This window comes from Sinorhizobium saheli (genome assembly GCF_001651875.1).
Lineage (GTDB): Bacteria > Pseudomonadota > Alphaproteobacteria > Rhizobiales > Rhizobiaceae > Sinorhizobium > Sinorhizobium saheli.
The window spans coordinates 1-25,895 of the sequence record NZ_LNQB01000054.1 but is presented as its reverse complement, the minus strand read 5'-3'; the positions used below and the strand labels follow the sequence as shown (position 1 = coordinate 25,895).

The 25,895-nt window shown below is 64.7% G+C and carries 28 protein-coding genes; 14 read left to right on the top strand and 14 right to left on the bottom strand.

Annotated elements, in window-relative coordinates; translation table 11 throughout:
* Positions 1-33: 33 nt before the first annotated feature.
* On the bottom strand, positions 34-1,188 hold the full coding sequence (locus ATB98_RS03840) for an acyltransferase family protein (RefSeq protein WP_066869286.1): 1,155 nt from the start codon (positions 1,186-1,188) through the stop codon (positions 34-36).
* Between the two features lie 440 nt (positions 1,189-1,628).
* On the opposite strand from ATB98_RS03840, the gene ATB98_RS03835 reads away from it, so the two are divergent.
* The 4 genes from ATB98_RS03835 (at position 1,629) to ATB98_RS29420 (ending at position 4,958) form a co-directional block, all read left to right on the top strand.
* The gene (locus tag ATB98_RS03835) at positions 1,629-2,309 is read left to right on the top strand and encodes a redoxin family protein (protein WP_066869283.1); all 681 of its coding nucleotides are present in this window, start codon (positions 1,629-1,631) and stop codon (positions 2,307-2,309) included.
* A gap of 282 nt (positions 2,310-2,591) precedes the next feature.
* Positions 2,592-3,920, top strand: coding sequence for a hemolysin family protein (locus ATB98_RS03830; protein ID WP_066869280.1), 1,329 nt, complete (start codon positions 2,592-2,594; stop codon positions 3,918-3,920).
* Positions 3,921-4,071: 151 nt separating this feature from the next.
* A complete protein-coding gene (locus ATB98_RS03825) occupies positions 4,072-4,260 on the top strand; it encodes a DUF3008 family protein (RefSeq protein WP_066869277.1) in 189 nt (62 codons plus the stop codon).
* Between the two features lie 539 nt (positions 4,261-4,799).
* Positions 4,800-4,958 (top strand): hypothetical protein, encoded by a 159-nt coding sequence (locus tag ATB98_RS29420; protein WP_167354051.1) that lies wholly within the window; start codon positions 4,800-4,802, stop codon positions 4,956-4,958.
* A gap of 111 nt (positions 4,959-5,069) precedes the next feature.
* On the opposite strand, the gene ATB98_RS03820 is transcribed toward ATB98_RS29420, so the two are convergent.
* Positions 5,070-5,591 (bottom strand): sigma-70 family RNA polymerase sigma factor, encoded by a 522-nt coding sequence (locus ATB98_RS03820; RefSeq protein WP_066869273.1) that lies wholly within the window; start codon positions 5,589-5,591, stop codon positions 5,070-5,072.
* Between the two features lie 177 nt (positions 5,592-5,768).
* Here ATB98_RS03820 and ATB98_RS03815 point away from each other — a divergent pair, with 177 nt between their 5' ends.
* The 4 genes from ATB98_RS03815 (at position 5,769) to ATB98_RS03800 (ending at position 7,517) form a co-directional block, all read left to right on the top strand.
* Entirely contained in the window at positions 5,769-6,050 is a 282-nt protein-coding gene (locus ATB98_RS03815) for a DUF1236 domain-containing protein (RefSeq protein WP_066869270.1), read from the top strand.
* 99 nt (positions 6,051-6,149) lie between these two features.
* Positions 6,150-6,404 (top strand): hypothetical protein, encoded by a 255-nt coding sequence (locus ATB98_RS03810; RefSeq protein ID WP_066869267.1) that lies wholly within the window; start codon positions 6,150-6,152, stop codon positions 6,402-6,404.
* Between the two features lie 376 nt (positions 6,405-6,780).
* Positions 6,781-7,254 (top strand): CBS domain-containing protein, encoded by a 474-nt coding sequence (locus ATB98_RS03805; protein WP_066869264.1) that lies wholly within the window; start codon positions 6,781-6,783, stop codon positions 7,252-7,254.
* Positions 7,251-7,517: a DUF982 domain-containing protein gene (locus ATB98_RS03800; protein WP_066869261.1), complete on the top strand. Its 267-nt coding sequence runs from the start codon at positions 7,251-7,253 to the stop codon at positions 7,515-7,517. Before ATB98_RS03805 ends, ATB98_RS03800 begins: the two co-directional genes overlap by 4 nt.
* A gap of 9 nt (positions 7,518-7,526) precedes the next feature.
* Here the strand turns inward: ATB98_RS03800 and ATB98_RS03795 are convergent, their stop codons facing one another.
* From ATB98_RS03795 to ATB98_RS03765, 7 genes are all read right to left on the bottom strand, one after another.
* Positions 7,527-7,835 (bottom strand): DUF6074 family protein, encoded by a 309-nt coding sequence (locus ATB98_RS03795; protein ID WP_066869258.1) that lies wholly within the window; start codon positions 7,833-7,835, stop codon positions 7,527-7,529.
* A gap of 334 nt (positions 7,836-8,169) precedes the next feature.
* Positions 8,170-8,949, bottom strand: coding sequence for an SDR family oxidoreductase (locus tag ATB98_RS03790; RefSeq protein ID WP_066869255.1), 780 nt, complete (start codon positions 8,947-8,949; stop codon positions 8,170-8,172).
* Between the two features lie 3 nt (positions 8,950-8,952).
* Positions 8,953-9,330 carry a hypothetical protein gene (locus ATB98_RS03785; protein WP_066869252.1) on the bottom strand — a complete coding sequence of 126 codons (378 nt, stop codon included), beginning with the start codon at positions 9,328-9,330 and terminating at the stop codon, positions 8,953-8,955.
* 137 nt (positions 9,331-9,467) lie between these two features.
* Positions 9,468-9,932, bottom strand: a complete 465-nt coding sequence (locus ATB98_RS03780; protein ID WP_066869249.1) for a low affinity iron permease family protein — start codon at positions 9,930-9,932, stop codon at positions 9,468-9,470.
* 106 nt (positions 9,933-10,038) lie between these two features.
* A complete protein-coding gene (locus ATB98_RS03775; protein WP_066869247.1) occupies positions 10,039-10,287 on the bottom strand; it encodes a DUF982 domain-containing protein in 249 nt (82 codons plus the stop codon).
* Complete coding sequence (locus ATB98_RS03770; protein ID WP_066869244.1) at positions 10,265-10,555, bottom strand: DUF982 domain-containing protein; 291 nt, start codon at positions 10,553-10,555, stop codon at positions 10,265-10,267. The genes ATB98_RS03775 and ATB98_RS03770 overlap by 23 nt, the downstream gene beginning before the upstream one ends.
* 345 nt (positions 10,556-10,900) lie before the next feature.
* Positions 10,901-11,152, bottom strand: a complete 252-nt coding sequence (locus ATB98_RS03765; protein WP_066869241.1) for a DUF982 domain-containing protein — start codon at positions 11,150-11,152, stop codon at positions 10,901-10,903.
* Positions 11,153-11,550: 398 nt separating this feature from the next.
* Here ATB98_RS03765 and ATB98_RS03760 point away from each other — a divergent pair, with 398 nt between their 5' ends.
* From ATB98_RS03760 to ATB98_RS03750, 3 genes are all read left to right on the top strand, one after another.
* A complete protein-coding gene (locus tag ATB98_RS03760) occupies positions 11,551-12,648 on the top strand; it encodes a DUF475 domain-containing protein (protein ID WP_066869238.1) in 1,098 nt (365 codons plus the stop codon).
* 164 nt (positions 12,649-12,812) lie between these two features.
* Entirely contained in the window at positions 12,813-13,256 is a 444-nt protein-coding gene (locus tag ATB98_RS03755; RefSeq protein ID WP_066869235.1) for a universal stress protein, read from the top strand.
* Between the two features lie 102 nt (positions 13,257-13,358).
* Positions 13,359-13,709 (top strand): hypothetical protein, encoded by a 351-nt coding sequence (locus ATB98_RS03750; RefSeq protein ID WP_234781860.1) that lies wholly within the window; start codon positions 13,359-13,361, stop codon positions 13,707-13,709.
* 105 nt (positions 13,710-13,814) lie between these two features.
* Here ATB98_RS03750 and ATB98_RS03745 read toward each other — a convergent pair whose 3' ends face one another.
* Positions 13,815-14,564, bottom strand: a complete 750-nt coding sequence (locus tag ATB98_RS03745) for a YoaK family protein (RefSeq protein WP_066869232.1) — start codon at positions 14,562-14,564, stop codon at positions 13,815-13,817.
* A 336-nt stretch (positions 14,565-14,900) separates the two neighbouring features.
* On the opposite strand from ATB98_RS03745, the gene ATB98_RS03740 reads away from it, so the two are divergent.
* On the top strand, positions 14,901-16,649 hold the full coding sequence (locus tag ATB98_RS03740) for a type I secretion system permease/ATPase (protein WP_066869229.1): 1,749 nt from the start codon (positions 14,901-14,903) through the stop codon (positions 16,647-16,649).
* Positions 16,646-17,962, top strand: coding sequence for an HlyD family type I secretion periplasmic adaptor subunit (locus tag ATB98_RS03735; RefSeq protein WP_066869226.1), 1,317 nt, complete (start codon positions 16,646-16,648; stop codon positions 17,960-17,962). Before ATB98_RS03740 ends, ATB98_RS03735 begins: the two co-directional genes overlap by 4 nt.
* A 102-nt stretch (positions 17,963-18,064) precedes the next feature.
* Here the strand turns inward: ATB98_RS03735 and ATB98_RS03730 are convergent, their stop codons facing one another.
* The 3 genes from ATB98_RS03730 to ATB98_RS03720 form a co-directional block, all read right to left on the bottom strand.
* Entirely contained in the window at positions 18,065-19,411 is a 1,347-nt protein-coding gene (locus ATB98_RS03730; RefSeq protein WP_066869223.1) for an SLC13 family permease, read from the bottom strand.
* A 98-nt stretch (positions 19,412-19,509) separates the two neighbouring features.
* Positions 19,510-21,024 carry a malonate--CoA ligase gene (locus ATB98_RS03725; RefSeq protein WP_066869220.1) on the bottom strand — a complete coding sequence of 505 codons (1,515 nt, stop codon included), beginning with the start codon at positions 21,022-21,024 and terminating at the stop codon, positions 19,510-19,512.
* A 26-nt stretch (positions 21,025-21,050) separates the two neighbouring features.
* Positions 21,051-22,436, bottom strand: a complete 1,386-nt coding sequence (locus ATB98_RS03720) for a malonyl-CoA decarboxylase (protein WP_066869217.1) — start codon at positions 22,434-22,436, stop codon at positions 21,051-21,053.
* 216 nt (positions 22,437-22,652) lie between these two features.
* On the opposite strand from ATB98_RS03720, the gene ATB98_RS03715 reads away from it, so the two are divergent.
* Positions 22,653-23,303 carry a GntR family transcriptional regulator gene (locus ATB98_RS03715; RefSeq protein WP_066869345.1) on the top strand — a complete coding sequence of 217 codons (651 nt, stop codon included), beginning with the start codon at positions 22,653-22,655 and terminating at the stop codon, positions 23,301-23,303.
* 27 nt (positions 23,304-23,330) lie between these two features.
* On the opposite strand, the gene ATB98_RS03710 is transcribed toward ATB98_RS03715, so the two are convergent.
* Positions 23,331-25,550 (bottom strand): PBP1A family penicillin-binding protein, encoded by a 2,220-nt coding sequence (locus tag ATB98_RS03710; protein ID WP_066869214.1) that lies wholly within the window; start codon positions 25,548-25,550, stop codon positions 23,331-23,333.
* Between the last annotated feature and the right edge of the window lie 345 nt (positions 25,551-25,895).

The window sequence follows — 25,895 nt, the reverse complement described above, 5'->3', positions numbered from 1 at the left end:
GCTTGAGGTCGAGGGCGAATTTCAATTGCCCACTCACGCCCCGACCGGCTGCGGCCTCCTCTTGCCGATCAGCCGCTTGGCCAATCTTTGACCCGGTTTCTCGACCGCGAAGAAGGTGACGGAGGCGGCCGTGTAGACCAGCGGCACCAGAAGGGCGGTCACCGCGGCGAAGCGCGCGGGCGCGGCGAGCGTGTCGCCGAAGGCGCTGATGAAAAAGGCGGCAAGCGGCTGCAGGAAGATGAGGTGCCAGAGATAGGCGCCGAAGGAGAGTTCGCCGAGCCAATGGAAGAACCGGTTTCCAAGCGAGGAGGATAGGGCGTCCAGTCCGCCACCCAGCGCATCGCCGAGCAGGCGAGGATAGAGGAGCGCGAAGAAGGTGGCGACGAGCATGACCCGCATCAGCATCTTCGTCGCCGTCATGTCTCCGCCGACGGGCAGAAGGGCGAGCGCGACGGCGGCCGCGCCGTGGAGCGCGGCCCTCGATCCATCCGCGTGAAGGCCAAGCGCCAGCAGCATTCCGCAAAGGAAAATATGCATCTTCAGCGGCAGGAATGCCGGCATCGGGAAATGTACGCCCAGAAGCCAGGTCGCCGATACGACCGCGCCGGCGATGACGGCAGTGACGAGCGCGCCTTTCAGCCAGCCGCATTTCTTCAGCAAAAGCATGATGAAGGGAAAGGCGGCATAGAACTGCGTTTCGAGCCCTATGCTCCAGTCCGGCAGAGGTGTGCGGTAGGCGTAGTCGGGAGAAAGCCCGAAAAGAAAACTGACATGCATCAGCCCGTTGGTCGGGCCGTTGTCGAGGTAGCGCGCCGGCGATTGCGGCGTTCTGTCGAGGAAGGCGTCGATGATCGTTCTCGATTCGAACAGCCAGGCGCCGAGCAGGAAGGCGACAGCCAGGAGAAGATAATAAAGCGGCGCGATCCTCAGGAAACGCCGGATCCAGAAGCTTCTCCAGGTCGAGGGCAGATCCCAGGGCTCCTTGCCGGCACGCAGCCGATAGTGAAACACCATCAGGAAGCCGGACAGCATGATGAAGAGGTCGACGCCGAGATCGGGCTCCGACAGGACCGGAAGGCGCCAGCCCGTCAACAAAAGCGCATGGCCGATCATTACCCATAGGGACGCCAGTCCTCGAAGCCCGTCCAGGCATTCGATGCGTGTTCTGCGCGGATCATGGTCAGCCATCGGCAATCTCACTCCTCGTTGGCAGCCAGGGGTCTGCCTGCGTTTCATGTTGCGACGCACAAGGGACTGCCTAGACGCCGACTAAGGCAACAGTAAGTAGCAACAGATCAGCCGTTGGTTGGCGGGGGTGCCGTCAGCCGCGGGCGATCCGACCGCCACGCTTCGCGTCTCCGGCGGATCACGATTCGCTGTCTAGTCGCTTGCCCGCGGGCCGATGTGGGGCCATTCTCACATTGAAATCCTGGCCGTACGGTTCGACGAGGGCCGGTCCCGATCTGGCCCTGCCACTCCTCCCGTGCTGCCGATGTAGCCTGATCCCTACGGCGCCGCCGTCTCCTCAGACGCGCGAAAGATCGCTGTAGACTTTGAATTGCCGCATTTGGGTTTCCCGGGTCGAGCTCAATTTACGGGGACATGCGGTAGGACGAGGAGGGTTGTCCATGTCTACGCCTGATGTCGACCATCCGTTACAACCGGGCGAGCGTGTTCCGAACATCGTGCTGGATGCGATCTCGCGCGACGGGAAAATCTCGCTTGATGATTTTCGCGGCCACAGTCCGTTGTTGATCGGTCTGTTTCGAGGCCTGCATTGCCCCTTCTGCCGGCGCTATGTCGCGGCGATGGCGCAACTCAACCCGGCCCTGCGGGAAAAAGGCGTCCAGTCGCTGGCGGTGGTAAACACGCCCGTCGAGCGGGCGCGGCTTTATTTCCGCTACCATCCGATCCGCGACCTCCTTGCCGCATCCGATCCGGTACGCGCCTCGCACCGTGCCTTCGGCCTGCCCATCGTCGAGTTCACGGAGCACGAGACGGACTGGCCGCACAAGCTCGGAATGGACGTGGTCACGACACTGCGGGTCGATCGTCCGGGCGAATTGCCCGAGCCGATGAACCCGTACGATGCAGGCGAACTGCTCATCAAGAAGGACGGATACGAGATCATGGAAGCCGATCAGCAGGTGAGCCTGGCGGGGCGTATGCAGCTCGTCGGCCATTTCCTGCTCGACAGGGAAGGGGTCGTGCGCTGGAGCTTCACCGAAGTCGAGGACGCAGGCGGAAATGTCTGCCGGGCGCTGAACCCGGACGAGCTGATGTCGGCAGCGTCGGAAATCGGTCATTGAGCGTGAAAGACGCGCTCGAGGCGGCCGCTGAACGGCGAATGAAACGACGCGAGCGCACCTGATTGTCCGCGGCGCCGCTCGTCGTTTCGACGCGCAGAGGCGAACAACCATCCTGAAGCCGCAACCCCGCGCCTTTGCGGTCGGGGGGCATCGCCCTCGCACGAGCCCTGCCTCCCGCAAACGATTTTCTTCGCCACCGATTACATGCTCGCGCGAAACCGGCGTGTTACACTCGCGCCTCGTCGGAATTGCGGGGCCGGGCTTGCGGCCCGAAAGGAGAACATGCCTAACCCTGACAGTAGCCTATTCGATTTCCTCGGAATTCTGGCCGTCTTCCTGCTGGTGGCCGCCAACGGCTTCTTCGTCGCGGCGGAATTCTCCCTGGTGTCGGTGCGGCGCAGCCGCGTGACCGAACTGGTGACGCAGCGCAGGATGAATGCAGTGGCGCTTCAGCGCGCCGTCGACAACCTCGACGCCAACCTCGCGGCGACGCAGCTTGGCATCACGATCTCGTCGCTGGCGCTCGGCTGGGTCGGCGAGCCGGCGCTTGCCCATCTGATCGAGCCGCTCCTCGGGATCCTGCCGCAGGCCTGGGCGACGGCCGGATCGCACGCCGTTGCCGTCGCGGTCTCCTTCGTGATCATCACGGCGCTCCACATCGTCCTCGGCGAACTTGCGCCCAAGAGCTTGGCACTCCAGAGAAGCGAGGGCACGGCCCTTGCCGTCGTCAGGCCGCTCGGCCTGTTCCTGTTTCTTCTGCGCCCGGCCATCCTCGCCTTGAACGGGCTCGGAAACGTCGTGCTCAGGCTGGCGGGGCTGCGCACCGGGACGGGCGAGGCCTCGCTGCATTCTCCCGCCGAGCTCAAACTTCTCGTCGCCGAGAGCCACGAGGCAGGCCTTCTCGACGTGGCGCAACAGGAAATCGTCCACCGAATCTTCGGCATGGGCGACCGCCGCATCTCCGATTTCATGACGCCGCGCGTCGACGTCGACTGGATCGATGCGGACGACCCGCCGGCCGAGATGCTGAAGACGATCCGCGAATGCCGGCACGAGCAATTGCTCGTCGGGCGCGGCAACATCGATGAACCCGTCGGAATGGTCCTGAAGAAGGATCTGCTAGACCAATTGCTCGACGGCGGGTCGCTCGATCCGCTCGGGGTCGTCCGGCAGCCCCTGATCCTGCACGAAGGGACGCCCGTCTTCCGCGTGCTCGAGCGCTTCAAATCCGCGCCGGTCAGGCTGGCGACCATCGTCGACGAATATGGAAGCCTCGAAGGCATCGTCACGCAGACGGACCTGCTGGAGGCGATCGCCGGCGAACTGCCGGACCTCGAAACGGAGGAGCCGGACGTGATCGAACGCGAAGACGGCTCGCTGTTGATCGACGGCATGATGCCGGCACATGACGCCTTCGAAAGGCTGAAGCTCCACGACCGGCCGCAAGACGGCGGCTATCACACGATCGCAGGCTTCGCGCTGCACATCCTCGGACACCTGCCCGATGTCGGCGAGACCTTCGAATTCGGCGAGTGGCGATTCGAAATCATCGACATGGACGGGCGCCGGATCGACAAGATCCTGGCAAAGAGCATCGCCGAAGCGCAATAGCTCCTCCCACTTTGCCCAGTGCGTTCGCCGGCTGCATTCGGCGCGGAACATAATCCAACTCTGGCGGTTCCGGGCATGGTGAATTCGCGACCGTCGGAGGCGCGTCGGGTGACACCCAAGCTCCGGGATCGCACGATTGGAGGAACAGGACATGCCTGCCAAATCGAAGGCGCAGCAAAAGGCTGCCGGCGCCGCGCTGGCCGCCAAGCGTGGCGAGACGAAAAAGAGCGAGCTCAAGGGCGCCTCTCGAAGCATGGTCGAATCCATGACGGAAAAAGAACTCGAGGAAATGGCCTCGACCAAGCGCAAGGGAAAGAAAGAGCACGTTTCGGACAAGTGAGCGCGACTCGTCCGAGCCGGGGAGAAACCCACTTTCCTTGTCGCATTCCGCGGCCTGAGCGTCATTCGACGCAGGGCTTGCAGTAGTACTACCGCTCTTGCGCGCAAAGTGTTGACTGTCCTCGATGTTCCGGTCGGCGGAACCGGGCGGCGGCGCGGCCCTGTTGTTTTTCATGATTTACAGCGGGATAGAGGAACAATAGTCTGTTTTCGAGGTCCCGTTGCATGTCGCCGGCTGCGATGGTTCTTCGGGGAACGATCCGCAGAATGCGGGAAGACGCAGGGCGTGCGGCATGGTTCCGGCTAGTACATGTGCTTGTCCGACCTCGATTCAAGGACAAACACATGCAGCAATTCAAGGCGCTGCAGCGATCTTCGCGTGTCGGATGAGAGACGCGCGGCGTTGCGGTGACGGGCTCGAGGGCGACTAGAGCGGGATGCACTCACATGCGTTCGCGCCACCGCTCTATCTTTTTGTTGCCGCATTTGTGCGACGTCAGGGGATTCCACCTGACTGCAAAATGCTCTAAGGACGGCCGAATGAGCGATACCAAGGCTCCCGCAAACCCGGACGCGGACGAGACCCTCGACAGGCAAATCGCGTTGCTTATGGAGGAGGTACGGAGGGAGACGGTTCCTTCGCGCCTTCTCGAACTCGCGCGGAAGCTGCAGAAGGCGCTCGACGACCGAAAGGGCTGATGGTGCACGACCGTCCCATGTGCGTCGCGCAAATTGCGGCGCCCATCCGGCGCGCCGCCGAAGCCGGGACGGGGTTGAGATTGCCTTGGGATTGCTGAACTTCAACGAGCCTCAGTTCAGGGGATTTCCGTGCATCTGAGCCGTCAATTCGTCGCGGGCGCGACTGAGGCGGCTCTTGATCGTGCCGATGGCGCAATCACAGACGTCGGCGGCTTCCTTGTAACTCATCCCGAAGCCGGCGACGAGCACGAGAACTTCGCGATGTTCGGGAGAAAGGGCCCCAAGCGCGGTGCGCAACTCGCCGTTGAGGACCGACCATTCCTGCGACGGCGCGGTCGGGATCGGCAGCTCTGCGCAATTGGTGGCGCCCGGACCTTCGCGCATGCGGATCTTGTACTGCGTGCGGAACGTATTGCGCATGATCGTGAACAGCCATGACTTGAGGCTCGTGCCGGGTTCGAACTGCTCGATACTGCGCAAGGCCCTCAGCAGCGTCTCCTGCACGAGGTCGTCCGCTTCGAACGTAGCCGATGTGAAAGTGCGGGCGAACGCCCGCAATGCGGGGATCAGATCGACTACTTGCTCTTGAAGCAATGGTAACGGCTGCGATTCGTGGCTGCCGGTGGCAGGCATAGCGAGTATCGCCCCTTTTGCCTGTGATGTAACGGGTGACGTGGGAAAATGCCTTTACCCGCGCTTTGGTTCCTGTCGCAGGGGACGATTTTCCGGCACGGCTTGCAGGGCCGCCGCGGGACAGGCGGGAACCAAAGGTGGCATAACCGGGTTGGAGAGACGCAAAGGAGGAACGCAATGAAGAGAATCACCTCTATGAGCGTCGCCCTGTTCCTGTCATTCGGGTCGGCCCTCGCCCAGACGACAGTCGTGTTGCCGGGCGAAGTGCGGACCTATGTAATGGAGCAGAATGTACCTTCCGTCACCTATGAGGGCGAGATCGTCGTGGGCCAGCCGGTCCCCGAGGTCGTGGAAGTCACGCCGATCCCGGATCAGCCCGACTTCGCCTTTGCGGTGGTCAACAATAAGCGGGTCATCGTCAATCCCAAGACACATGTCGTCGTGGAGGTTCTCGAGTAAGATCGCGCGGAAGCCGGCAGCTGGAGCGGAACGCGCTCACATGTGATTCCACCCCAGATGCCTGCTTCCCCTCCCTCAGGGAAGTATCGTGAGGCTCACATGCAGAACGTCGAGTTTCGGCTGGCGGCGCACCGAGAAATCCTGGTCGCCGTCCTTTCCGCCCTCGCGCGCCACGATGAGCTGTGGTCGGAGATCAACCGCCTCCTCGAGGAAGTGGAGATCGTCCAGGACCACGAGGAGGACCCCGGCATCGTGCCGTCCGAGGCCTTTGCGAGGCAGAACGCGTTGACTGCGGAAATCACCTCCATTCTCGAGGACGCGACGGCGCGCGCGCAGGCAGCCTCGGAGGTCTAGCCAGATCAAGAAAGCATGTCGCGGCCTGCATGTCTCCTTTGGTCGACCTCGATTGAAGGACAAAGACATGCCGCAATTTCTAAGGTCGCCGTAGGAAAGATTCCCGGGAACCGCTCCCGTGTTCGTGCGTTACCCCTCAAAACTGCGGTTTCAACCGCGTGCCGACGCAAGAGAAGGGAGCGTATCGTGCGATATCGCCTGAAGCAGAAGCGCCCGGGGTTTGCCCGGCCGCCTGAAAATCCACATCCGAAGAAATCCGGTCGGAACACCTGGCAGCCACAGGTCATCGTCCCTTATCGGGTCGATCTCACTCTCAAGAAGTCGACGGAAGAGGAAGTGGCCGTTCCGGCGTCGATCAATGGGAGGAGCCTGAGCAATGGCAGGCCATGAGGACAAGCCGGCCCGTGTCGGGGACGTGATGTCGCGCCAGGTCTTCACGGTCTCTCCGACCGATACGGCGCAATCCGTCGCTCGGCTGATGGCGGAGGCCGGCGTCGGCGCCCTGCCGGTCGAGGCTCCCGGTGTCGGAACGATCCTCGGGATCGTGACGGACAGAGATATCCTCACCTCGGTGGTGGCGAAGGGCCTGTCGAGCTCGACGGCGGTGTTCGAGTTCATGACGGTTTCCGCCGAGTGCTGCGAGGAGGGAGACAGCCTGTTGCTCGCGGCGCAGAAGATGCACGACCTTCAGATACGTCGCCTGGTGGTGGTCGACGAGAAACGCCATGCCGCCGGCATCATCGCGCTCGCGGACATCGCCCGCGTGAACCCCGAACTCGGCGGCCTCATTCTTGATGGAATGAACCGCCCGGCGGCGGAGCCGGCCCAGCTCGAAGGAGTGTCGTCGTGAAAGTCCTGACGCAGGATCGTCTGTGGAGCGAAGCGGTCATCCTCGAGGAACCGCGGCGCGTGCTTCGGGTGCAAAGCACGCGGGACGCGTTTCTCTGCCTGAAAAACCATTGGCCGCTCCCCGACGGCAAGGCCAAACGCGATGCCCTGGCGGCCTGCGATCGGGTGATCGACGGGCTCGATGCTCCCGATGCCGCGCGCGACGCCTTCATCAAGGCGGCCGAAGAGGCCAAGTTCAGCGTGCGCTGCTGGACCGGAGGGTGAGGGAAGCGGTCAAGTGCGGCTGTCGGATCGGCTCCGCTCGGCGAGCTCAGTCCGGTAGCGCTCGGCCATGGCGATCTGGACTTCCGCCTGGAAAGTCAGGATCTGATGGCGGATCTCCTCCTCCGGCAGCCCGAGCGCGGAAAGCTGACGGGCAAGCCTGCGGCATTCCGCCTTCCAGTAGTCCACCGCGGCGCTCCCGTGAATCCCGTCGAGTTCCCGCGCGCAGCGTTCCACGTCGCCGGCCCGCGCCGCGAGTGGAAAGGCGATGATTTCTCCGCCCTCGGTCCCGCTCGTCCGTTCATTGCATTCCATTGCCATCGAATCACCCCGCGCTCGGCTCGAGACCACCTCTATCGGGGAGATGGTTAACGATTCATTGGCTCCGCCATTCCCCTGAGGCGACGGCGGCGGCGCAGCGCTTGGTCAGTGGCGCGGAAGAGCGCGCCACGATCGCGATTTTGGGCTGCAGCCGGAACAAATCGCATTCCTCCGGGTTTGATCGTCGGAAACGCGTGGAATAAGTTCCCTCTCCGCAAAGCCCCTACGGATCCGCGCGTTCCGCGACAGTAATGTCCAAGGAAGGGTCCTGCCGTCCCCCAGGCAGGGCCCTTTCTTCATGCGGTTGCCGGGACGGACCGAGGCTAGACTAAAATTAGCGCAGGAGGCCCTGGCCGCCGTCGATCCAGATCGGGCTGCCGGTGATGTGGCGGGCGCGATCCGAGGCCAGGAAACGGATGACCTCGGCGACGTCCTCGCTGCGCCCCGGCTTGCCGCCGGTGATCGGGACCTGACCCGCGGGCCATTCGACCGGGATCGCGGTTTCCTCGGGATGACGCAGGTCGGTGCTCTCGTCGATGCGCGTCTCGATCTCGCCGGGGCAGACGGCGTTGATGCGGATGTGGTGCTTTGCGAGCTCCAGGGCCAGTTGCTGGACGATCGCCACCTGCGCCGCCTTGGTGGCGGCATAGGCGGTCGCCCCTGGCGTCGTGAAGGTGCGGGTGCCGTTGATCGACGATACGACGACGACGGCGCCGCCTCTCTGCTTGAGGTAGGGGACCGTGGCGTTGAGGGTCAGGAAGGTGCCGCGCAGATTGACGGCGATGGTCTCGTCCCATTCGAAGGGCTTCAGGTCGTCGATCGGCGCCCAGACCCCGTTGATGCCGGCATTGGCGACGACGATGTCGAGCCGGCCGAATTCCGTCATGAGTTCGTTGACGGCATTGCGCATCTGCGTCTCGTCCGAGACGTCCGCGCCGAGGGCAAGCGCCCGGCCGCCCGCGGCGGCGATCGCGGCGACCACCCCGTCGACGTCGGCCCGGGTCCGCGCCAGCACGCCGACGCGGATGCCGTCGCCGGCAAGGGCAAGCGCCGTGGCTTTGCCGATCCCGGACCCGGCACCCGTGACGAGGGCAACGGGCTCTTCATTGTTCATGGCTTACTGCTTCTTTGCGCGATCGGTGGGAATGGTCGAGACGGTCACCGAAACCGGGTCGCTCGCCGGGAAACTGTCTTCGAGGCCTTCGTCGAGCTGTCTCTCCATCTCGGCGGCGTCCTTCGTGTGGCGCGCGCTGCGCGTCATCCGCGCCGTCTGCGGCCCGTCCCCAGACCCATCCTCGATCGCGCTCGTATCGGCGCTCGCGAGTTCGCGCATCACGACCTTTGCCCGGTCGATCGCGTTCAGCCGGTTCAGGCTCCCCGATGCATCATTGCGCATCGAGACGGAGACGACATCGCCGCCTTCGCCGACGAATTCGACGGTGAAGCCTGCCTTTCCGCCCTGTTCCGGAATGACCTGTGTACCGACGAGATGCATGCCATCGTCCTCCTTGATGCTTAACGGGGGTGCGGGAACACCCGCGTCGCTGCGCCGATCGCGCAGCGGACAGGAGGCAAACGGTTGCGAGCTCTCTTTGGTTCCAGGCGGCCGCGCGTCTTGATATCGGCCGCGCGCTAGCCGGACGCCGCCCGTTCGCGCCGCTCCTTCGCCTTGCCGCGGGGTTTCTTCGAATGCCTGCCGGCCGCCCGGGATACCTTTCGGTGAAGCGCCTGGTCGCCTTCGTCCTCGGCGTGTTCCTTCAGGAGCTCGGTCAGGCGCTTGAGCTCGCGTTCGTCCAGGTCCTGGATGCCGATATAGCTGTTCTCGGCCGAGCTCGTCAGGATGAGTTCGTCGAGCTTGGCCTGCAGCGCCGCGTCGTTGCGGTTCTGGGAATTCTGCAGCACGAAAACCATCAGGAACGTGACGATCGTCGTCCCCGTGTTGATGACCAGTTGCCACGTTTCGGAAAAATCGAAGAGCGGCCCGGAGAGACCCCACAGGACGACGACGGCAAGCGCGATCGCAAAAGTCGTCGGCCGCCCGGCATAGGCGGCGACGCTGGTTGCAAACTGGTTGAATTTGTCGATGGTCTGAGACATGGCGTTACCCGGCTGTCACTTCATCCGCATTGAGAACCCCCGCGGACCAGAAAGGGTTCCGCGGCGCGAGGCAGGCCGCCTCAGGACGTGCGGCGACGATGCGGGGTCAATGCACCACCAGGAGGTTCGCTTCCTTCGCTGCGGCGACGAAGGCTGCTCGCGCGACATAGGAAGGGCAGTCGCCTTCGAGCACCGTCTGGCAGACGCCGATTGCGTTCTCATAGGCCCTCCCGCGGTGGATCGGCCAGCGGTTGGCGAGCAGTTCCGCCGCCTGGCGGGTGTTGGAGACCATATGTATCTTCGCGTCGTCAGCCATGCGGACCGGAACGCATTCATTCCAGGGGCCTGTCTCCATCGCCTTTAACCTCTTCTTGCGCTTCGGGCAGGAGCGTCAGGAAGGCCTCGCGAAGGGCGGCGATGAAGGCGGCGCGCGACTCCTCGGGCGGCTTTTTGCCCCGCAGCGCCGCATTGCAGGCGCGGAGCGCGCATCCGTAATAGGCGCCGTTGCGCACGGGCCATTCGCTCTGCAGGCACTTCATGGCGTCGAGCGGGCCGATGACGGTTCGGCATCGGCCGTCCAACATGCTGACGCTGACGGGCTTGCTCCATGAAATCTCGTACATCGTTCGCTTCCTTGCGGGCGTTCGCTTGCGAACGCGAAAAGCGCGCCGAGCCGCGCGGAGTGCCGTATCCTGCCCTGGATACGATGAGCCGGATCTCATGCATGGGCGGCGAACCATGCAGCGTTCAAAAGTTACAGCGTCCTTCGTGCGCCTGAACGGCACGCACCGGATGAACGAGGACATGCGCGGTTTTCGCCCGCATCTCACGGCTCAACTCGGGAGAACTCATTACGCTCACCGTCGGACCGATTGGCCCGCATCGCAGTCTAATGCATGCCGCAGAAAAGTGTGCAGCGGTTTTGGGGCAGCGGCAGCATAAAACAAGTACATTCAATTACGACGCGCTTAATGGCTGCGGATGGAGATATGCGCCTCTTCCGCGGCCTTGATGAAGGCACGACGGGCCTTTTCCGTGTCGACCTTGCCCTCGAGCGCCTGAAGGCACATCCGCTTGGCTGCGGCGAGCGCTCGTCCCTCCTGCAGCGGCCAGCGCACCAGCAGGCATTCGACAGCCTCGCGCGTGCTCTTCACATCGCGATAATTGCCCGTCTCACCGAACCTGAGTTCGACGCTTTTATCCCACCAGAAACAGTGCATGACGCTTCGCCTCGCGGGTTTGTTGGTGTCGAATTTAAACCGTCACGCCACGCTTTGGTTCCCTCTTGAAAACCGGGCCGACTGACGTCGCCGCCCGGCGGCCGCGGGCGCCGGAGCTCTGCGGCCGCCCCTTGACGCGGCGGCCGGCTTCGTTATTTAAAGGGGCGCTCCCGCTCTCAGACATCGGAATGCGGGATGAACATTGGTGCCGGGCCCCTCTGGCGAGAGTTTTACGGCGCTCTCGCGATGTCGGTACCGCCAGCAGTCACGCCGGCGGATTTAGCTACCATGAAAACTCAACTCATGCCTCACGCATGTGCCCTTTCGGCTGTGCGTCTTTTCTCAAGGACTCTCCCTTTCGCCACCGTTGCCACCGCGCGTGGAGGGGAGGTTCGCCCATGACCGGACCCCGTTCTCGGACAGACGCGCTCAGCTACTTCAAATGGGCGTTCATCGTCACGGCCGCAGGTCTCGTGCTCGGCGCCTGGATAGGCTGGCAGTCGACAGGCACATTCAGCGGCATGGCGACCGTCTTCTTCATCTGCAGCGTTCTCGCTGTCCTCGAAATCTCGTTGTCCTTCGACAACGCCATCGTCAACGCCAACAAGCTCCAGGACATGACGCCGATCTGGCAGAAGCGATTCCTGACCTGGGGAATCATCATCGCCGTCTTCGGCATGCGCATCGTCTTCCCGCTCCTGATCGTAGTGCTCGCGGCCAATATCGGCCCGATCGAGGCGGTCGTCCTCGCCGCGGCGCGGCCCGAGGAATATGCCCGCATCATGAACGAGGCCCATCTGCCGATCGCCGCCTTCGGCGGAACGTTCCTGATGATGGTGGGCCTCACCTTCTTCTTCGATCATGAGAAGGACGTGCATTGGGTCAAATGGCTCGAAGGCCGGATGGCGCGCTATGCGACCATCAAGGGCATCGAGATCGCCTTCGTGCTTGCCCTCATCCTGGCGTTCTCGTCCCTTCTGGAACGGGAGGCGGCGACCGTCTTCTTCCATGCGAGCGTCTACGGGCTGCTGACCTTCCTCCTCGTCGAGGTCGTCGGCGGGCTGCTCGACGCGTCGCAACAGACGATGAGCGCCGCGGCCAAGGGCGGCTTCGGTGCCTTCCTCTATCTGGAAGTGCTGGACGCGAGCTTCTCCTTCGACGGCGTCATCGGCGCCTTCGCGATGACGCAGAACCTCTTCGTCATCGCTATCGGCCTCGGGATCGGCGCCATGTATGTGCGCTCAATGACGATCATGCTGGTCGACAAGGGAACGCTCAGCGAATACCGCTATCTCGAGCACGGCGCCTTCTACGCCATCCTCGTCCTGTCGGTGGTGATGTATTTCCAGACACTGGTCCACATCCCCGAGGTGATCACCGGCCTGGGCGGCGCCAGCCTCATCGGTCTCTCGTTCTGGTCCTCGATCCGTCACAACAGGCGGGAGAAGGAAAGCGCCGGGGAGGAGGCGCGGGGACGGATGCGCGTCGAGGCGTAACCGAGCGGTCCAGGGACGTTCAGGACGGCCTGGCGGCTTTCCCGCCGGGCCGTTCTTTTTTACGCGCTTCCAGGTCAAATTACCCGATGATAAAGTATTGATGTGCGTCAATGCAGGATGTAGGCGACGCGGCTAGCCTGATTCCGATTTGATCGGAGGCTTCCATGTTTCGCAACATTCTCGTCCCCACCGACGGCTCGCCGCTCGCCACCATGGCCGTGGATGCGGCAATCGCCTTTGCCAAAGAGGCCGGCGCGAAGATCACCGTGCTGACGGTGACGGAGCCGTTCCACTTCTTTTCCACCGACGTCGAGCAATTGGGCAGCACCCGGGAAGAATACGAGGCGCTTTCCCGGGAGCACGCGGCCGAGACGCTGGCCGCGGCGCAAGCCAAGGCCGAGCGCGCCGGCGTCGCCTGCACCGCGGGTCAGCTTCGCAACCACGAGGTCTACCGCGCGATCATCGACAAGGCCGAGGAGATCGGCGCCGACCTCATCGTCATGGCGTCGCACGGGCGCGGCGGCGTCGGCGCCCTGATCATCGGCAGCGTCACTGCCAAGGTGCTGACGCATTCGACGATTCCGGTGCTCGTTTACCGGAAGAAATAGCGAGGTCGCGAGAGTTCTCGCTCCGTGCCGCGCCGCTGCCGGAAAAGGGCCAAAGTCTTGGGCGATGGCCGACCGGATGAAGAAGCGATGCGGAGGAATGTCGTGAACGCGACTGCGAACGATCTGGCGCTGATTGCGGTCATGCGCCGGTATTTTCGGCTAAAGGACGAATCGAATGCGCTCAAGGGGCGGCTGGAGGCCGTCCGCAAGGACGCCGGCGACGATATTGGCCGGTTCTACGACCCGCGCACGAATGCGCTCCATGCCAAAGACATCATCGCCTGGCACGGGCTCAGGAAGGAAATGGACGAGCTGATGGGGCTTGCGGCGACCTGGGGCAGGGGCGGCAGCATCGAAGGGTGCCCCGCCGCGATGGCTGCCGCGGCGGAATCCTTGCCGGACATGCACGCCGCCATCGAGATGGACGACGCCACGGAGCTTTCCACGGTATGACAGCGCCGCGCCCGTGGCGCGGAAGAGTCTTTTCAGCCCAAGGACCTGGGACGGCTGGATGCCGGTGACAGCACAGGAATGATGGGCGCGGGCGAGTGGCGACCTTCACCGTTCGAGCGCCGAGCGGACGTCCTCCATCACCGGCAGCGCGGCAATGACCAGGAGCGGTATGGCAAGGAACAGCGCCGCCGCGTCACCGAGGCTGCGGAACAGCAGTGCGCCGCAAATCCCGCCGAGCAGGAAGAGCGCGATGAGCGAGGCCAGCAGCCGGAGCTTGGCGCGATCGGCACGGACGGGCGCCCGCGAACCCTTGCCCTCGCTGCGGTTCCAATAGACGAGCTTGCCGAGTTCGATGCCTGTGTCGGTCACGAGACCGGTGACATGGGTGGTGCGGATGCGCGCCCCCGAAAGCTTGGTGATGATCGCGTTCTGCAGCCCCATGATGAAGCAGAGGAGGGCGACCGTCGCCGACACCGCCACACCCTCAGCGGGGGCCAATAACGCTCCCATCGTCGCAAAGCCGGTGAGCAGCAGCCCCTCGACGAGCAGCGGAAGCGCGTATTCCGCCTCGAGCTCGAGGCGCCGGCCCCAGTTGATGAGGATGGCGGAGGTGGCCGCACCGGCCACGAACGACACCAGCGCCGCAAAGCCCGCCGCGACCAGCGCGATGTTTCCGAGCACGATGTTGTCGGCGACGGCCGAGATGATGCCCGACATGTGGGAGGTATATTGGTTGACCGCCATGAAGCCGCCGGCGTTCGCCGCACCGGCGACGAAGGTGAGGTAGTAGGCGAGGTGGCGGTCGGTGGCCTCGTTGCGCTGTTTTGCGGTGAGATTCTTCAGGTACTTCTTCATGAGGCGAGTGATGCGGGAAGTGGCCCGGGGGCCGGGTAGGAGTGGAAATCACCAATAGCACAACATCGACTTCGCCGCGCATTCATCCTGCATTCGGCCGAATAATAATAACTTCGCAACTTCGAAAGGCGAAGGTGGAGGAAGAACGAAGCGAATGATAGACAGCAGTTGTTGGTCGATGGACAAGTTTGGCGTACATCACTGTTTCCCGGGGAACAACTCCTCCTTGTGACCATTGAATAGATGGAACGGCAGCGAGACGAGCAATGTGCGTTGCAAAACGACCGAGGGTAGGCCGCATGCGGCCGGAACGTGCCGATTGGGGGATGTCATCCAGTGCCTGAACTTGCAGTAAAAGCCACGACGAATGCGAGCAGCGCTGACCCTGCTTCGGCGCTCCGCGATTGCCGCAGCGCCTTCATCGGCGTCGGCATCGCCAGCGCGCTCGTCAACATTCTCTATCTCACCGGCTCCTTCTTCATGCTTGAGGTCTACGACCGGGTCCTGCCGAGCCGGAGCATTCCCTCGTTGATCGCGCTCTGCCTTCTCGCCCTCCTGCTCTACGGCTTCCAGGGCGCGTTCGAGCTCGTCCGCGGGCGGATGCTCGTCCGGATCGCCGGTGCGCTCGACGAGAGCCTCAGCGGCCGCATCTATCGGGCACTGGTGAAGGCACCGCTGAAGCTCAGGATACAAGGGGACGGCCTCCAGGCGCTCAGGGATTTCGACCAGGTTCGTTCGTTCCTGTCGGGCAGCGGGCCGGCCGCGCTTTTCGACCTTCCCTGGTTGCCCTTCTATCTGGCCATCTGTTTCCTGTTTCACCCGGTCATCGGCCTCGTGGCGGTCGGAGGCGGGCTGATCCTGACGCTCCTCACCTATCTCACCAATCGCGGCACCCAGGCGCCCGCCAGGAAGGCATCGGAGGCCGGAAGCCAGCGCAACGCCTTCGCCCAGGCCTCGCAGCGCAATGCCGAAGTCGTCCAGGCGATGGGAATGTCCGGCCGGATGACGGCGCTCTGGGAGCGGCGCAATGCGGTGTACCGCGAGGAGAACCGCCGCACGTCCGATATCGGCAACGGCTATGGCGCGCTGTCGAAGGTTTTCCGCATGGCGCTGCAATCGGGCGTGCTGGCGGCGGGCGCCGTGCTCGTCATCGAGGGCCAGGCTTCGCCCGGCATCATCATTGCCGGCTCGATCCTGACCGCCCGGGCGCTCGCCCCGGTCGAGCTCGCCATCGGCAACTGGCGCGGCCTCGTCTCGGCGCGCCAGAGCTGGCAGCGGCTCAAGGAGTTGCTCAAGGCCCTGCCGGAGACGGAAACGCCGCTCGCCCTGCCGCGCCCGCACAAAAAACTCAGCGTCGAAGGCCTGGCCAGCGGCCCGCCGGCGGCACAGCGCCTCGTCGTCTCGGACGTGACCTTCGCGCTTGCTGCCGGCAGCGCCCTCGGCGTCATCGGCCCGAGCGCATCGGGAAAATCATCGCTGGCGCGCGCGCTCATCGGCGTCTGGCCGGCTTATCGCGGCTCGGTTCGCCTCGACGGTGCAGCCCTCGACCAATGGGATCACGACGCGCTCGGCAGGCATGTGGGCTATCTGCCGCAGGACGTGGAGCTTTTCGCCGGAACCGTGGCGCAGAACATCTGCCGCTTCGCCGAGGACGCAACCTCCGAGGCGATCGTCGCCGCGGCCAGGGCGGCGCGCGTCAACGACCTGATCCTTCGGCTGCCGAACGGCTATGACACCGAGATCGGCGACGGGGGCATGGCGCTCTCGGCCGGCCAGCGCCAACGGGTGGCCCTGGCGCGCGCGCTCTACGGCGATCCCTTCCTCGTCGTCCTCGACGAACCGAATTCCAACCTCGATGCGGAGGGCGAGCAGGCGCTCTCGGAGGCGATCATGAGCGTGCGTGCCCGCGGCGGCATCGTCGTCGTCATCGCCCACCGGCCGAGCGCGCTCGCAAGCGTGGACCTCGTGCTGATGATGAACGAGGGGCGGATGCAGGCCTTCGGTCCGAAGGACGAGGTCCTCGGCAGGGTGCTTCGCCCGTCACCGCTGAAGATTGTCGCGGAAGGCCCGGAGGTCAAGCAATGAGCGGCAGCGTCAAACAGACATCGAGTGCGCGCCGCTCGCTTTCGCGCCACATGATGGGCGTCTCGGTTCTCGCCCTTGCCCTCGTCGTCGGCGTCGGCGGCTGGGCCGCGACGACAGAGCTGTCGAGTGCGGTGGTCGCCGGCGGCGTCGTCGTCGTCGACGACAATGTCAAGAAGGTGCAGCACCTGACCGGCGGCATCGTCGGCGAACTCCTGGTCCGGGAGGGCGAGCGGGTCGAGGCCGGCCAGGTCCTGATCCGCCTCGACGGCACCACCGTCCGCGCCAACCTCGCGATCGTCGAAAGCACGCTGGCGCAGCTTTACGCCCGCCGCGCCCGGCTTCAGGCCGAGCGGATCGGCGCGGCCGCCTTCGACATAGACGAAGACCTCGCCCAGTTCATCTCCGGAGCGGCGGCGAAGAAGCTCGTCGACGGCGAGCAGAAGCTCTTTGCCAGCCGTCGTACGGCGCTCATCGGCATGAAGGGGCAGCTCGAATCGAGAAAGGCACAGCTTGCCGACGAGATCGAAGGCCTGACGGTGCAGTTGAAGGCGATCGAGGACGCGCTGAAACTGATCGCCGAGGAATTGACCGGCGTCGATTCCCTCTTCGGCCAGGGACTCGTGCCGATGCAACGGGTGACGACGTTGAAGCGCGAGCGCGCCGAGCTCGAGGGCGAGCGTGGCCGGCACATCGCCGCGCGTGCCCAGGCCCGCGGCAAGTCGAGCGAGATCGACCTGCAGATCCTGCAGCTCGACGAGGACCGGCGCACCGAGATTTCCAAGGAACTGACAGACGTCGAGGCGAAGATCGCCGAATACGAGGAGCGCCGCACCGCCGCGGCCGACCAGCTGCGCCGGCTGGACATCACCGCGCCTCTTTCCGGGCGCGTCTACCAGCTCGCGGTCCACACGGTGAACGGCGTCGTCAATCCGGGCGAGACGCTGATGCTCGTCGTGCCGGAGGCCGACGACCTGACCGTCGAGGCGCGGGTGGCGACCCACGATATCGACCAGATCCATGTCGGCCAGCCGGTCGAAATCCGCTTCAGCGCCTTCAACCAGCGCACCACTCCCGAGGTCGAGGCGGAGGTGGTCACGATCGCCCCGGACCTCGTCACCGACGAGCGCACCGGCGCGAGCTACTATCCGCTGCGCATCCACCCGAGGCCGGAGAGCCTCGCCAAGCTCAAGGGGCTTTCGCTCTATCCCGGGATGCCGGCCGAAGTTTTCATCAAGATCGCCGACCGCACGGTCATTTCCTACCTGACCAAGCCGCTTACCGACCAGATGCGGCACGCTTTCCGCGAGGATTGAGGCAAAGACCTCACGAGCGACGGCGGCAGTCAGAGAAAAAGAAGCGGGCCTTGACCGTGGAGTGGTCAAGGCCCGTTTTGCCACCGGCACCGTTGCCTTCGCTCAGACGAGGCCCGGCACCACGAAGACCAGCCAGGCAACCACCGGCCCGATGATGGCGATCAGCGCGCTGTAGATGAGCAACTGGCGCAGCACGTGCTCCCGCTTCTCGTTTGGGGCATTGGCGACGACGAGGGCGCCGTTGGTCGAGAACGGGCTCGTGTCGACGATCGTCGTCGAGATCGCGATCGCCGCGACCACGCCGACGGCGCTGATCTGGCCCTGCAGCAGGAACGGCACGGCGAGCGGGATGATGGCGCCGAGCAGCGCAGTCGAGGAGGCGAAGGCGGAAACGATGGCGCCGGTGAAGCAGAGCAGCAGCGCCACCAGGAGCGGCATGCCGAGGCTGGATATGCCGTTGGCGACGTAGTCGACCGTCCCCGCCTTTTCCATCACGCCGACATAGGTGATGATGCCGGTGATCAGGAGCACGGTCGACCAGCTCACCTTGTCGATCGCCGCCTTCTGGGTCGTGGGCGAGACCAGGGCGAGGGCGACGGCAACGGTGATCGCGACAAGCCCGACATTGAACTTGAAGACGAGTGCGCCGATGCCGAGCGCCGTCAGGCCGACCAGGGTGAAGATCATTTCCGGCGTCAGGCGCAATGCCTGCAGCCTGTCGGCCGAAGTGCCATAGGTATGGTCACTGATCGGCCTGGCGGGCGTGCCGCCGTGGCCCCGGATCGATGCCGAGACGCCCTCGGGGTGCAGCTCGGGCAGGGGACCGGCGGCGGCCGGCTTCTGCTTCATCACCTGTGCACCGCCGAAGACGAAGAAGACCAGCACGGCGATCGCGAGATTGAAGAAGAAGCTGGAGAGGAACAGCGAGGTCGGCGCGAAGGGAAGGCCGGCCTTGGCGACGATCTGGTTGGTGATGCCGCCATAGACGCTGATCGGCGAGAAGCCACCGGCCTGCGCGCCATGGATGACCATCAGCCCCATCATCGCCGGGTGGATGCGGTATTGCACGGCAAAGCTCAGCGCAACCGGGGCGAGGATCGCCACCGCCGCCGGCCCGAGCGCGCCGAAACCGGTGATGATGGCGGCAACGACGAACATCACCCAGGGAATCCAGGCGACATGCCCGCGCACCAGCCGCACGGCGCATTCGACGAGCCAGTCGATGGTGCCGTTGATCTGGGCGATGGCGAAGAGATAGGTGACGGCGACCAGCGTCAGGAACAGGTCGCTCGGGAAGCCGGCGAAAATGTCGCTGGTCTTCATGCCGATGATCAGCGAGCCGAGCAGGAAGGTGCAGCCGAATGCCAGCGCACCCATGTTGATCGGCTGGATCGTCGCGACGACGAACATGGCGACAAGCAGCAGTATCGATAGCATTTCGATGCCCATGATTCCCCTCCCTCCAGCGCCGCGGGCGCCGTAGCTGTCATTTTCAAAGTTGGTGATGATGGCAGCACGCCTTCCTCCCAGAGGGCGTGCGACCCGGCTTATGTTCCTTCGTAGAGACCGGCGTATTTCTGCCGCAGCACGTTCTTCTGGACCTTGCCCATGGTGTTGCGCGGCAGGTCGTCGGCGAAGAGGATGCGCTTCGGTTGCTTGTAGCGGGCGAGCCGGCTCTGAAGCGCACCGAGGATCGTCTTTTCGTCGAGCGCCGCATCGGGCTTGCAGACGACGATGGCGGTGACGCCTTCGCCGAAATCCGGATGCGGCACGCCGATCACCGCGCTCTCGGCGACGCCTTCGAGCTGGTCGATCTCGCCCTCGACCTCCTTGGGGTAGATGTTGTAGCCGCCCGAGATCACCAGGTCCTTGCTGCGGCCGACGATGTGGACATAGCCTCGCCCGTCGATCTTGCCGAGGTCGCCGCTGATGAAGAAACCGTCGCCGGTGAACTCCGCCGCGGTCTTTTCCGGCATGCGCCAGTAGCCCTTGAAGACGTTCGGGCCCTTGATTTCGATCATGCCGGTTTCCTCCGGCGGGAGCTCGGCGCCGGTCGCCGGATCGGTCACGCGCACCGTCACGCCGGGTAGCGGCAAGCCGACGGTTCCGGCAATCCGTTCGCCGTCATAGGGATTGGAGGTGTTCATGTTGGTTTCGGTCATGCCGTATCGCTCGAGGATGGCGTGACCGCTGCGCTTTCTGAACTCGACATGGGTCTCGGCAAGCAGCGGCGCCGAACCGGAGATGAAGAGGCGCATGTTGGCGACGGCCGCTCGGTCGAGACGCGGGTTCTGCAGCAGGCGCACGTAAAAGGTCGGCACGCCCATCAGCATCGTCGCCTGCGGCATCAGCGACAGGACCTCGTCCGGGTCGAACTTCGGCAGCAGGAACATCGAGGCGCCGGCAAGCAGCGTGACGTTGGTGGCGACGAACAGCCCGTGGGTGTGGAAGATCGGCAAGGCATGGATCAGCCGGTCGTCGGCGGTCACGCGCCAGTAGTCGCGCAGGGTCTCAGCATTGGAGAGCAGGTTGCCATGGGTGAGCATCGCGCCCTTGGAGCGGCCCGTCGTCCCGGAGGTGTAGAGGATCGCGGCTAGGTCGTCGGCCGCGCGCGAGGCATCGACGAAGTCGGCCTGCTCGTCCCTTGCGAGATCGAGAAGCGAGCCTGTGCCATCGGGATCGAGCGTCTCGACGATCGCGCCGCGGGGCTTGGCGATCTTGTCGACGCTCTCCCGGGAAGACGAGGAGACGACCACCAGCCGCGGCTCGGCATCGCCGATGAAATAGTCGAGTTCGGCGAGCGTGTAGGCGGTATTGAGCGGCAGGTAGACGGCGCCCGAGCGAATGCAGGCGAGATAGAGGATCAGGGCCTCGGGGCTTTTGTCGACCTGCACGGCCACCCGGTCGCCCGGCCGGATGCCGAGCGCATCGATCGCGCTCGCGATGCGGCCGGAAAGGCTCAATGCATCGTCATAGGTCCATGTGCGGCCGCCATCCGTCCGGATGAACGGCGCGTCGCCGCGGGCGGCGGCTCGGATGGCGTCGAAAAGATGGTTGCTCATTGTTGCCCTCTTCCTGTCCTTTGCGTCTACGACCGGCGCGACTGGCCGCGAAGCCCGGCGACCTTCGCCGCCGCAGCTTCGCCGTTGCGCGCGAGCAGGTTCCTGACGAGCGGCGAGGCGGCCACTTCGCCGCGCTGCGCCAGCGCCTCATGGTTGGCCACGATGTCCTCGAGCTTGTAGAGGTAGTTGACCATCAGGCCGTGCGCCTGCTGCATGGCCTTCGACGAGCGGTCGCCGAGAAAATTCAGCCGTTCCAGCCTGGCGCCGTTGCCGAGGTGGAAGCGGGCGACCGGATCGGCCGGGCGCCCGTCGGGCGTCCTTTCGATCAGGAAGTAATGCGCCGCGAGCGGCAGCAGCACGCCTTCCGCCTCGGCCGCCTTGCCTTCGTCGTCGGGCCAGGCCGGATCATCCAGGAGCGCCAGCGCCTTGCGATCGGCATCCGACAGCAACGGGTCGGTCGCGGACATGCGCGCCTTGGCGAGCCAGCGCGCAAAGCCGGGAACGGGTGACAGCGTGACGAAATTCTTGAGGCCCGGCAGGTCGCGGCGCAGATCGTCCACCACCTGCTTGATCAGGAAATTGCCGAACGAGATTCCGCGCAGGCCCTCCTGGCAGTTGGAGATCGAATAGAAGACGGCCGTCGTCGCCTCGTCGGCGCCGATCTGCGTCCTGCCTTCGTCGAGCACCTCGTTGATCGTCATCGGCACGGAGCGCGTGAGCGCCACCTCGACGAAGACGAGCGGTTCGTCGGCAAGCCGCGGATGGAAAAAGGCAAAGCAGCGGCGATCGGCCGGGGCCAGGCGGCGGCGCAGCTCCTCCCAGCTGGCGATCTCGTGTACGGCCTCGTATTTGATGATCTTTTCCAGGATATGCGCCGGCGTCGACCAGTCGATCGGGCGGAGCGTGAGGAAACCGCGATTGAACCAGGAGCCGAAGAGATGGGTGAAATCCGCGTCCACGGCGCGGTATTCGTCGGATTGTTCGCGGCCGCCAAGAAGCTGCTCGCGCATCCGCACCAGGTTGGCGGTGCCGTTCGGCGCGTGGTTGAGCCGGCGCAGGAGCTCCTGCCGCCGCGGTTCCGCCGCCGCGTGGAGGGCGATGATCGCGGCGGCGCTTCTTTCCTTGACGTATCTGTCGACGGCCTTGTCGAGCTTTGCCGTGTCGGGCCCGAACCGGTCGCAAAGCATGAGGAGGAACTTCCGCACCCCGTCCGCGTCGAGCTTGTTCCAGCGCGCGAGGATCTCGGCGGCAATCGCCATGCCGGATGCCTCACCGCGGCTCGACAAGAGCATTTCGCAGAGCGTTTCGAGATCGGCTTCCACCTTGGCCGCGCGGGAGCCGGCAAACAGCAGCTTGCGTCCGCGCTCGGTGATGCCCTGCAGCATGTCGCCGAAAAATGAGGTCCCTGGCATGCCCGTTCTCCTCCTGCTCCATGGCCGTCGGCCGCTCCTCATCCTAGAGCGGAATGCGGGCGGAAAGCAGCACGCCTTGCCGTCGCGCCTCAATGCGGATAAGCGCCGTTCTCATTTCCGGCCTGGCAGTATAGTATGTACATTGTCACGTCACGTACACGAAGTCAATCATCGTGTATACAAGAAACGGAAATTTGCATTATGAAGGTGGACCGGATGTCCGAAAATGTCGGCCGATGGCTGCGCGACGAAATCGAAAACGCGATCCTTTCCAATGAGTTCGAGCCCGGCGCGCGGTTGGACGAGACGGTGCTTGCCAATCGGTTCGGCGTATCGCGAACGCCCGTGCGCGAGGCGCTGATGCAGCTCGACGCCATCGGCCTCGTGGAAATCCGCCCGCGCCGCGGCGCCGTCGTCATCGATCCCGGGCCGCACCGCATCTACGAGATGTTCGAGGTGATGGCCGAGCTCGAGGGGCTGGCCGGATCGCTCGCCGCGCGGCGCCTGGACGAGAAGGGACGCGAAGCGATCACGGCCGCGCACAGGCGCTGCGAGCTTTCGGCCGGCGCCGGCGACAGCGACGCCTACTACTATGACAACGAGGCGTTCCATAAGGCGATCTACGCCGCGAGCCGCAGCGACTTCCTCGAGGAACAATGCGCGCAACTCCACCGTCGCCTCCGCCCCTACCGGCGACTTCAACTGCGCGTGCGCAACCGCCTGTCGACCTCCTTCGCAGAGCACTGTGCCATCGTCGACGCGATCTTTGCCGGGGATGGCGAGGAAGCCCGACGCCTCCTCCGCGCGCATGTCGGCATCCAGGGCGAGCGGTTCAGCGACCTGGTGGCGAGCATGGGGGCGAGGTGACGGGGCGCGACTGATTTCTCGCAGACGCTACTTCTCGCAGAGCCTGCGCGGACCGTCATAGGGCTGGAACGTGCAATCGTCGGGTCGAAACGAGCGATAGGCGCGCGCACAGGCCCTGAAGTTGCATGCGGCGGCCGAGCCGGCCGCTCCGGCTTCGCCCGCGTCCGCGCCGCCGGCGGCGAGCGCCGCGGTCATGAAGTTGCGCCAGATCCGCGCCGGCAGCTTTCCGCCGGTCACGTCCGCCATCGGCGTCTCGTCGTCGTTGCCGACCCAGACGCCGACGACCAGCGGTTCGGTGAAGCCGACGAACCAGGCGTCGCGGTGGTTCTGGCTGGTGCCGGTCTTGCCTGCGGCCGGCGTGCCGATATCGGCTTCCCGGCCGGTTCCGCGCTCGACGACGAGCCGCAACAGGCCGACGAGGTCCGGCTGGTACTGGCTGATATCGGTCGCCGGCTGGCTGGCGGGGCCGACCCGGAAGGCTTGCGGCTGGTCCTGGGCATGGAAGGAGACGATGCCCCAGGGCTCGATCGGCGCCTTGCCGGCACGCACCGAGGCATAGGCGCCGGTGAGGTCGAGCAGGTTCACCTCGGACGAGCCGAGCGCGAGGCTCGGCGTCTCGGTGAGCTTGGCGTCGAGCCCGAGTTCGCGCGCCGCGGCGATGACCTTGTCGATCCCGACCTCCAGCGCCAGCGCGACCGTCGCCGCATTCAGCGAACGGGCGAAGGCCTCGGCTATGCTGACGGGGCCGCTGTAGCCGCCGCCGAAGTTTTCGGGCGACCAGCCGTTGATCTCGATCGGCGCGTCCTCGACCGGATCGTAGGGCGTGAGCCCCGCCTTCAGCGCCGCGTAATAGACGAACAGCTTGAATGCGGAGCCGGGCTGTCGCATCGCCGAGACGGCGCGATTGAAAGTGCTTTTCGAATAATCGCGCCCACCGACCATGGCGACCACGGCGCCCTCCGGCGTCATCGCCACCAGCGCTGCCTGCGATGCGCCTGCCTTCCGGCCTTCCCGCTCCAGCGTCTCGGCGACGACCTTTTCGGCGATCGCCTGCAGCCTCGGCACCATGGTCGTCCTGACCTTGATCGTGCCGCGATAGGGGCCTGCGAGCTCCCGGGCGTCCTGCATGATCCAGTCGGCGAACCAGCTTCCCGACCGCGTCGCGGTCCCCGAAGGCTTGACCTTGACGAATTCGGCCTTGGCGACCTTGGCCTCCTGCGCGGTGATTTTCCCGTTTCTCACCATCGCGTCGACGACCTGTTCCGCCTGCTGGCGCGCGCCCTCCGGGTTGGTCAGCGGATTGAGCTGAGAGGGGGCACGGATGATGCCCGCGAGCATGGCCGACTCGCCGATGTCGAGATCGCGGACGTCCTTGTCGAAATAGATCCGGGCGGCGGCCGGCACGCCGGTCGCGCCTGCCCCGAGATAGATGTTGTTCAGGTAGCGGGTCAGGATCTCGTCCTTGCCGAGTTTCGCCTCCAGCCAGAGGGCGATCACCGCCTCCTGAATCTTGCGCTTCCAGGTGCGATCGCGCTCGAGATAGAGGATCTTGATGAGCTGCTGGGTGATCGTGCTGCCTCCCTGCACGACCTCTCCCGCCCCGACATTCGCGTAGACGGCGCGCGCAATGCCCCGCACATCGATGCCGAAGTGCTCGTAGAAACGCCGATCCTCCCTTGCGAGCACCGCATCGACGAGATGCGGCGGAAAGTCCTTTCGTGCCGCATAGGGCCCCTGCAGCGGCCCCTGGCTGACGAGCGGCTTGCCGTCCGCGGTTTCGAGCACCACCACCGGCTTCAGCGACGCTTCGGCGATTTCGTTCCATGGCACGTCGCGCAAGGCCCAGGCGACGGGGACGGCAACGAACAGGAGGCATGCCGCAATTCCGATCGCCGCCCCACGCAGCAGGCGCGATCGCCGGTAATGGGGCGTCGATGCATCTGGGCGCGTGATCTTCGACCTCGCGCCGGCGAAGGCCGGCATCGACTTCGGGAACTTCATCTTTCGCTGCCCGGGGTGCCTCATGGCGGCGACGAAGATCCCGGCCGTCCGTCCTATTGCAGCGGGCACCTCCTCGCGAAGGGCCCGGCCGAGCCGCGAGAGAGCCCGCCTGAGCCCGACAAGTGCCTTCGTGGTCTTGGCGAACGCCGCTCGTCGCGAACCGGCCGGGCGATCTCCGCGGGGCTTGCGGTCTTCCGGCCCGGGGTCAACCCGGCCACTCTCCGACGCGGCATCGCTTTGCGCCATCCAAGTTCTCGATCCGTAAACCGCTGTTGGGGCGGCGGTGTCCGCGAAGAGGCGCGTCCGTTCCGCCACTGAGATCATATCCGGCGTCCGATGCACCCGTCGACCGCAAAGACCGCCTGCAGGGTGCCCGTCTCTACCGGCAGAGCTGGTTCAGTCCCGAATGCGTCGAAAGCATGACGTCTCGGCCGCGCAGATATATACGTCGCACACGGCCGTTGGTTCCGGGCAGCGATGCGATTGACTGCGTCGCCTTAATTGGCCGCATTGTGCGACGTCAGGTGATTCCACCTGACTGCAAAATGCTCTAGCAGGCTGCTGAAAAAGCCCTCTGGCTTTTGGGTTTTT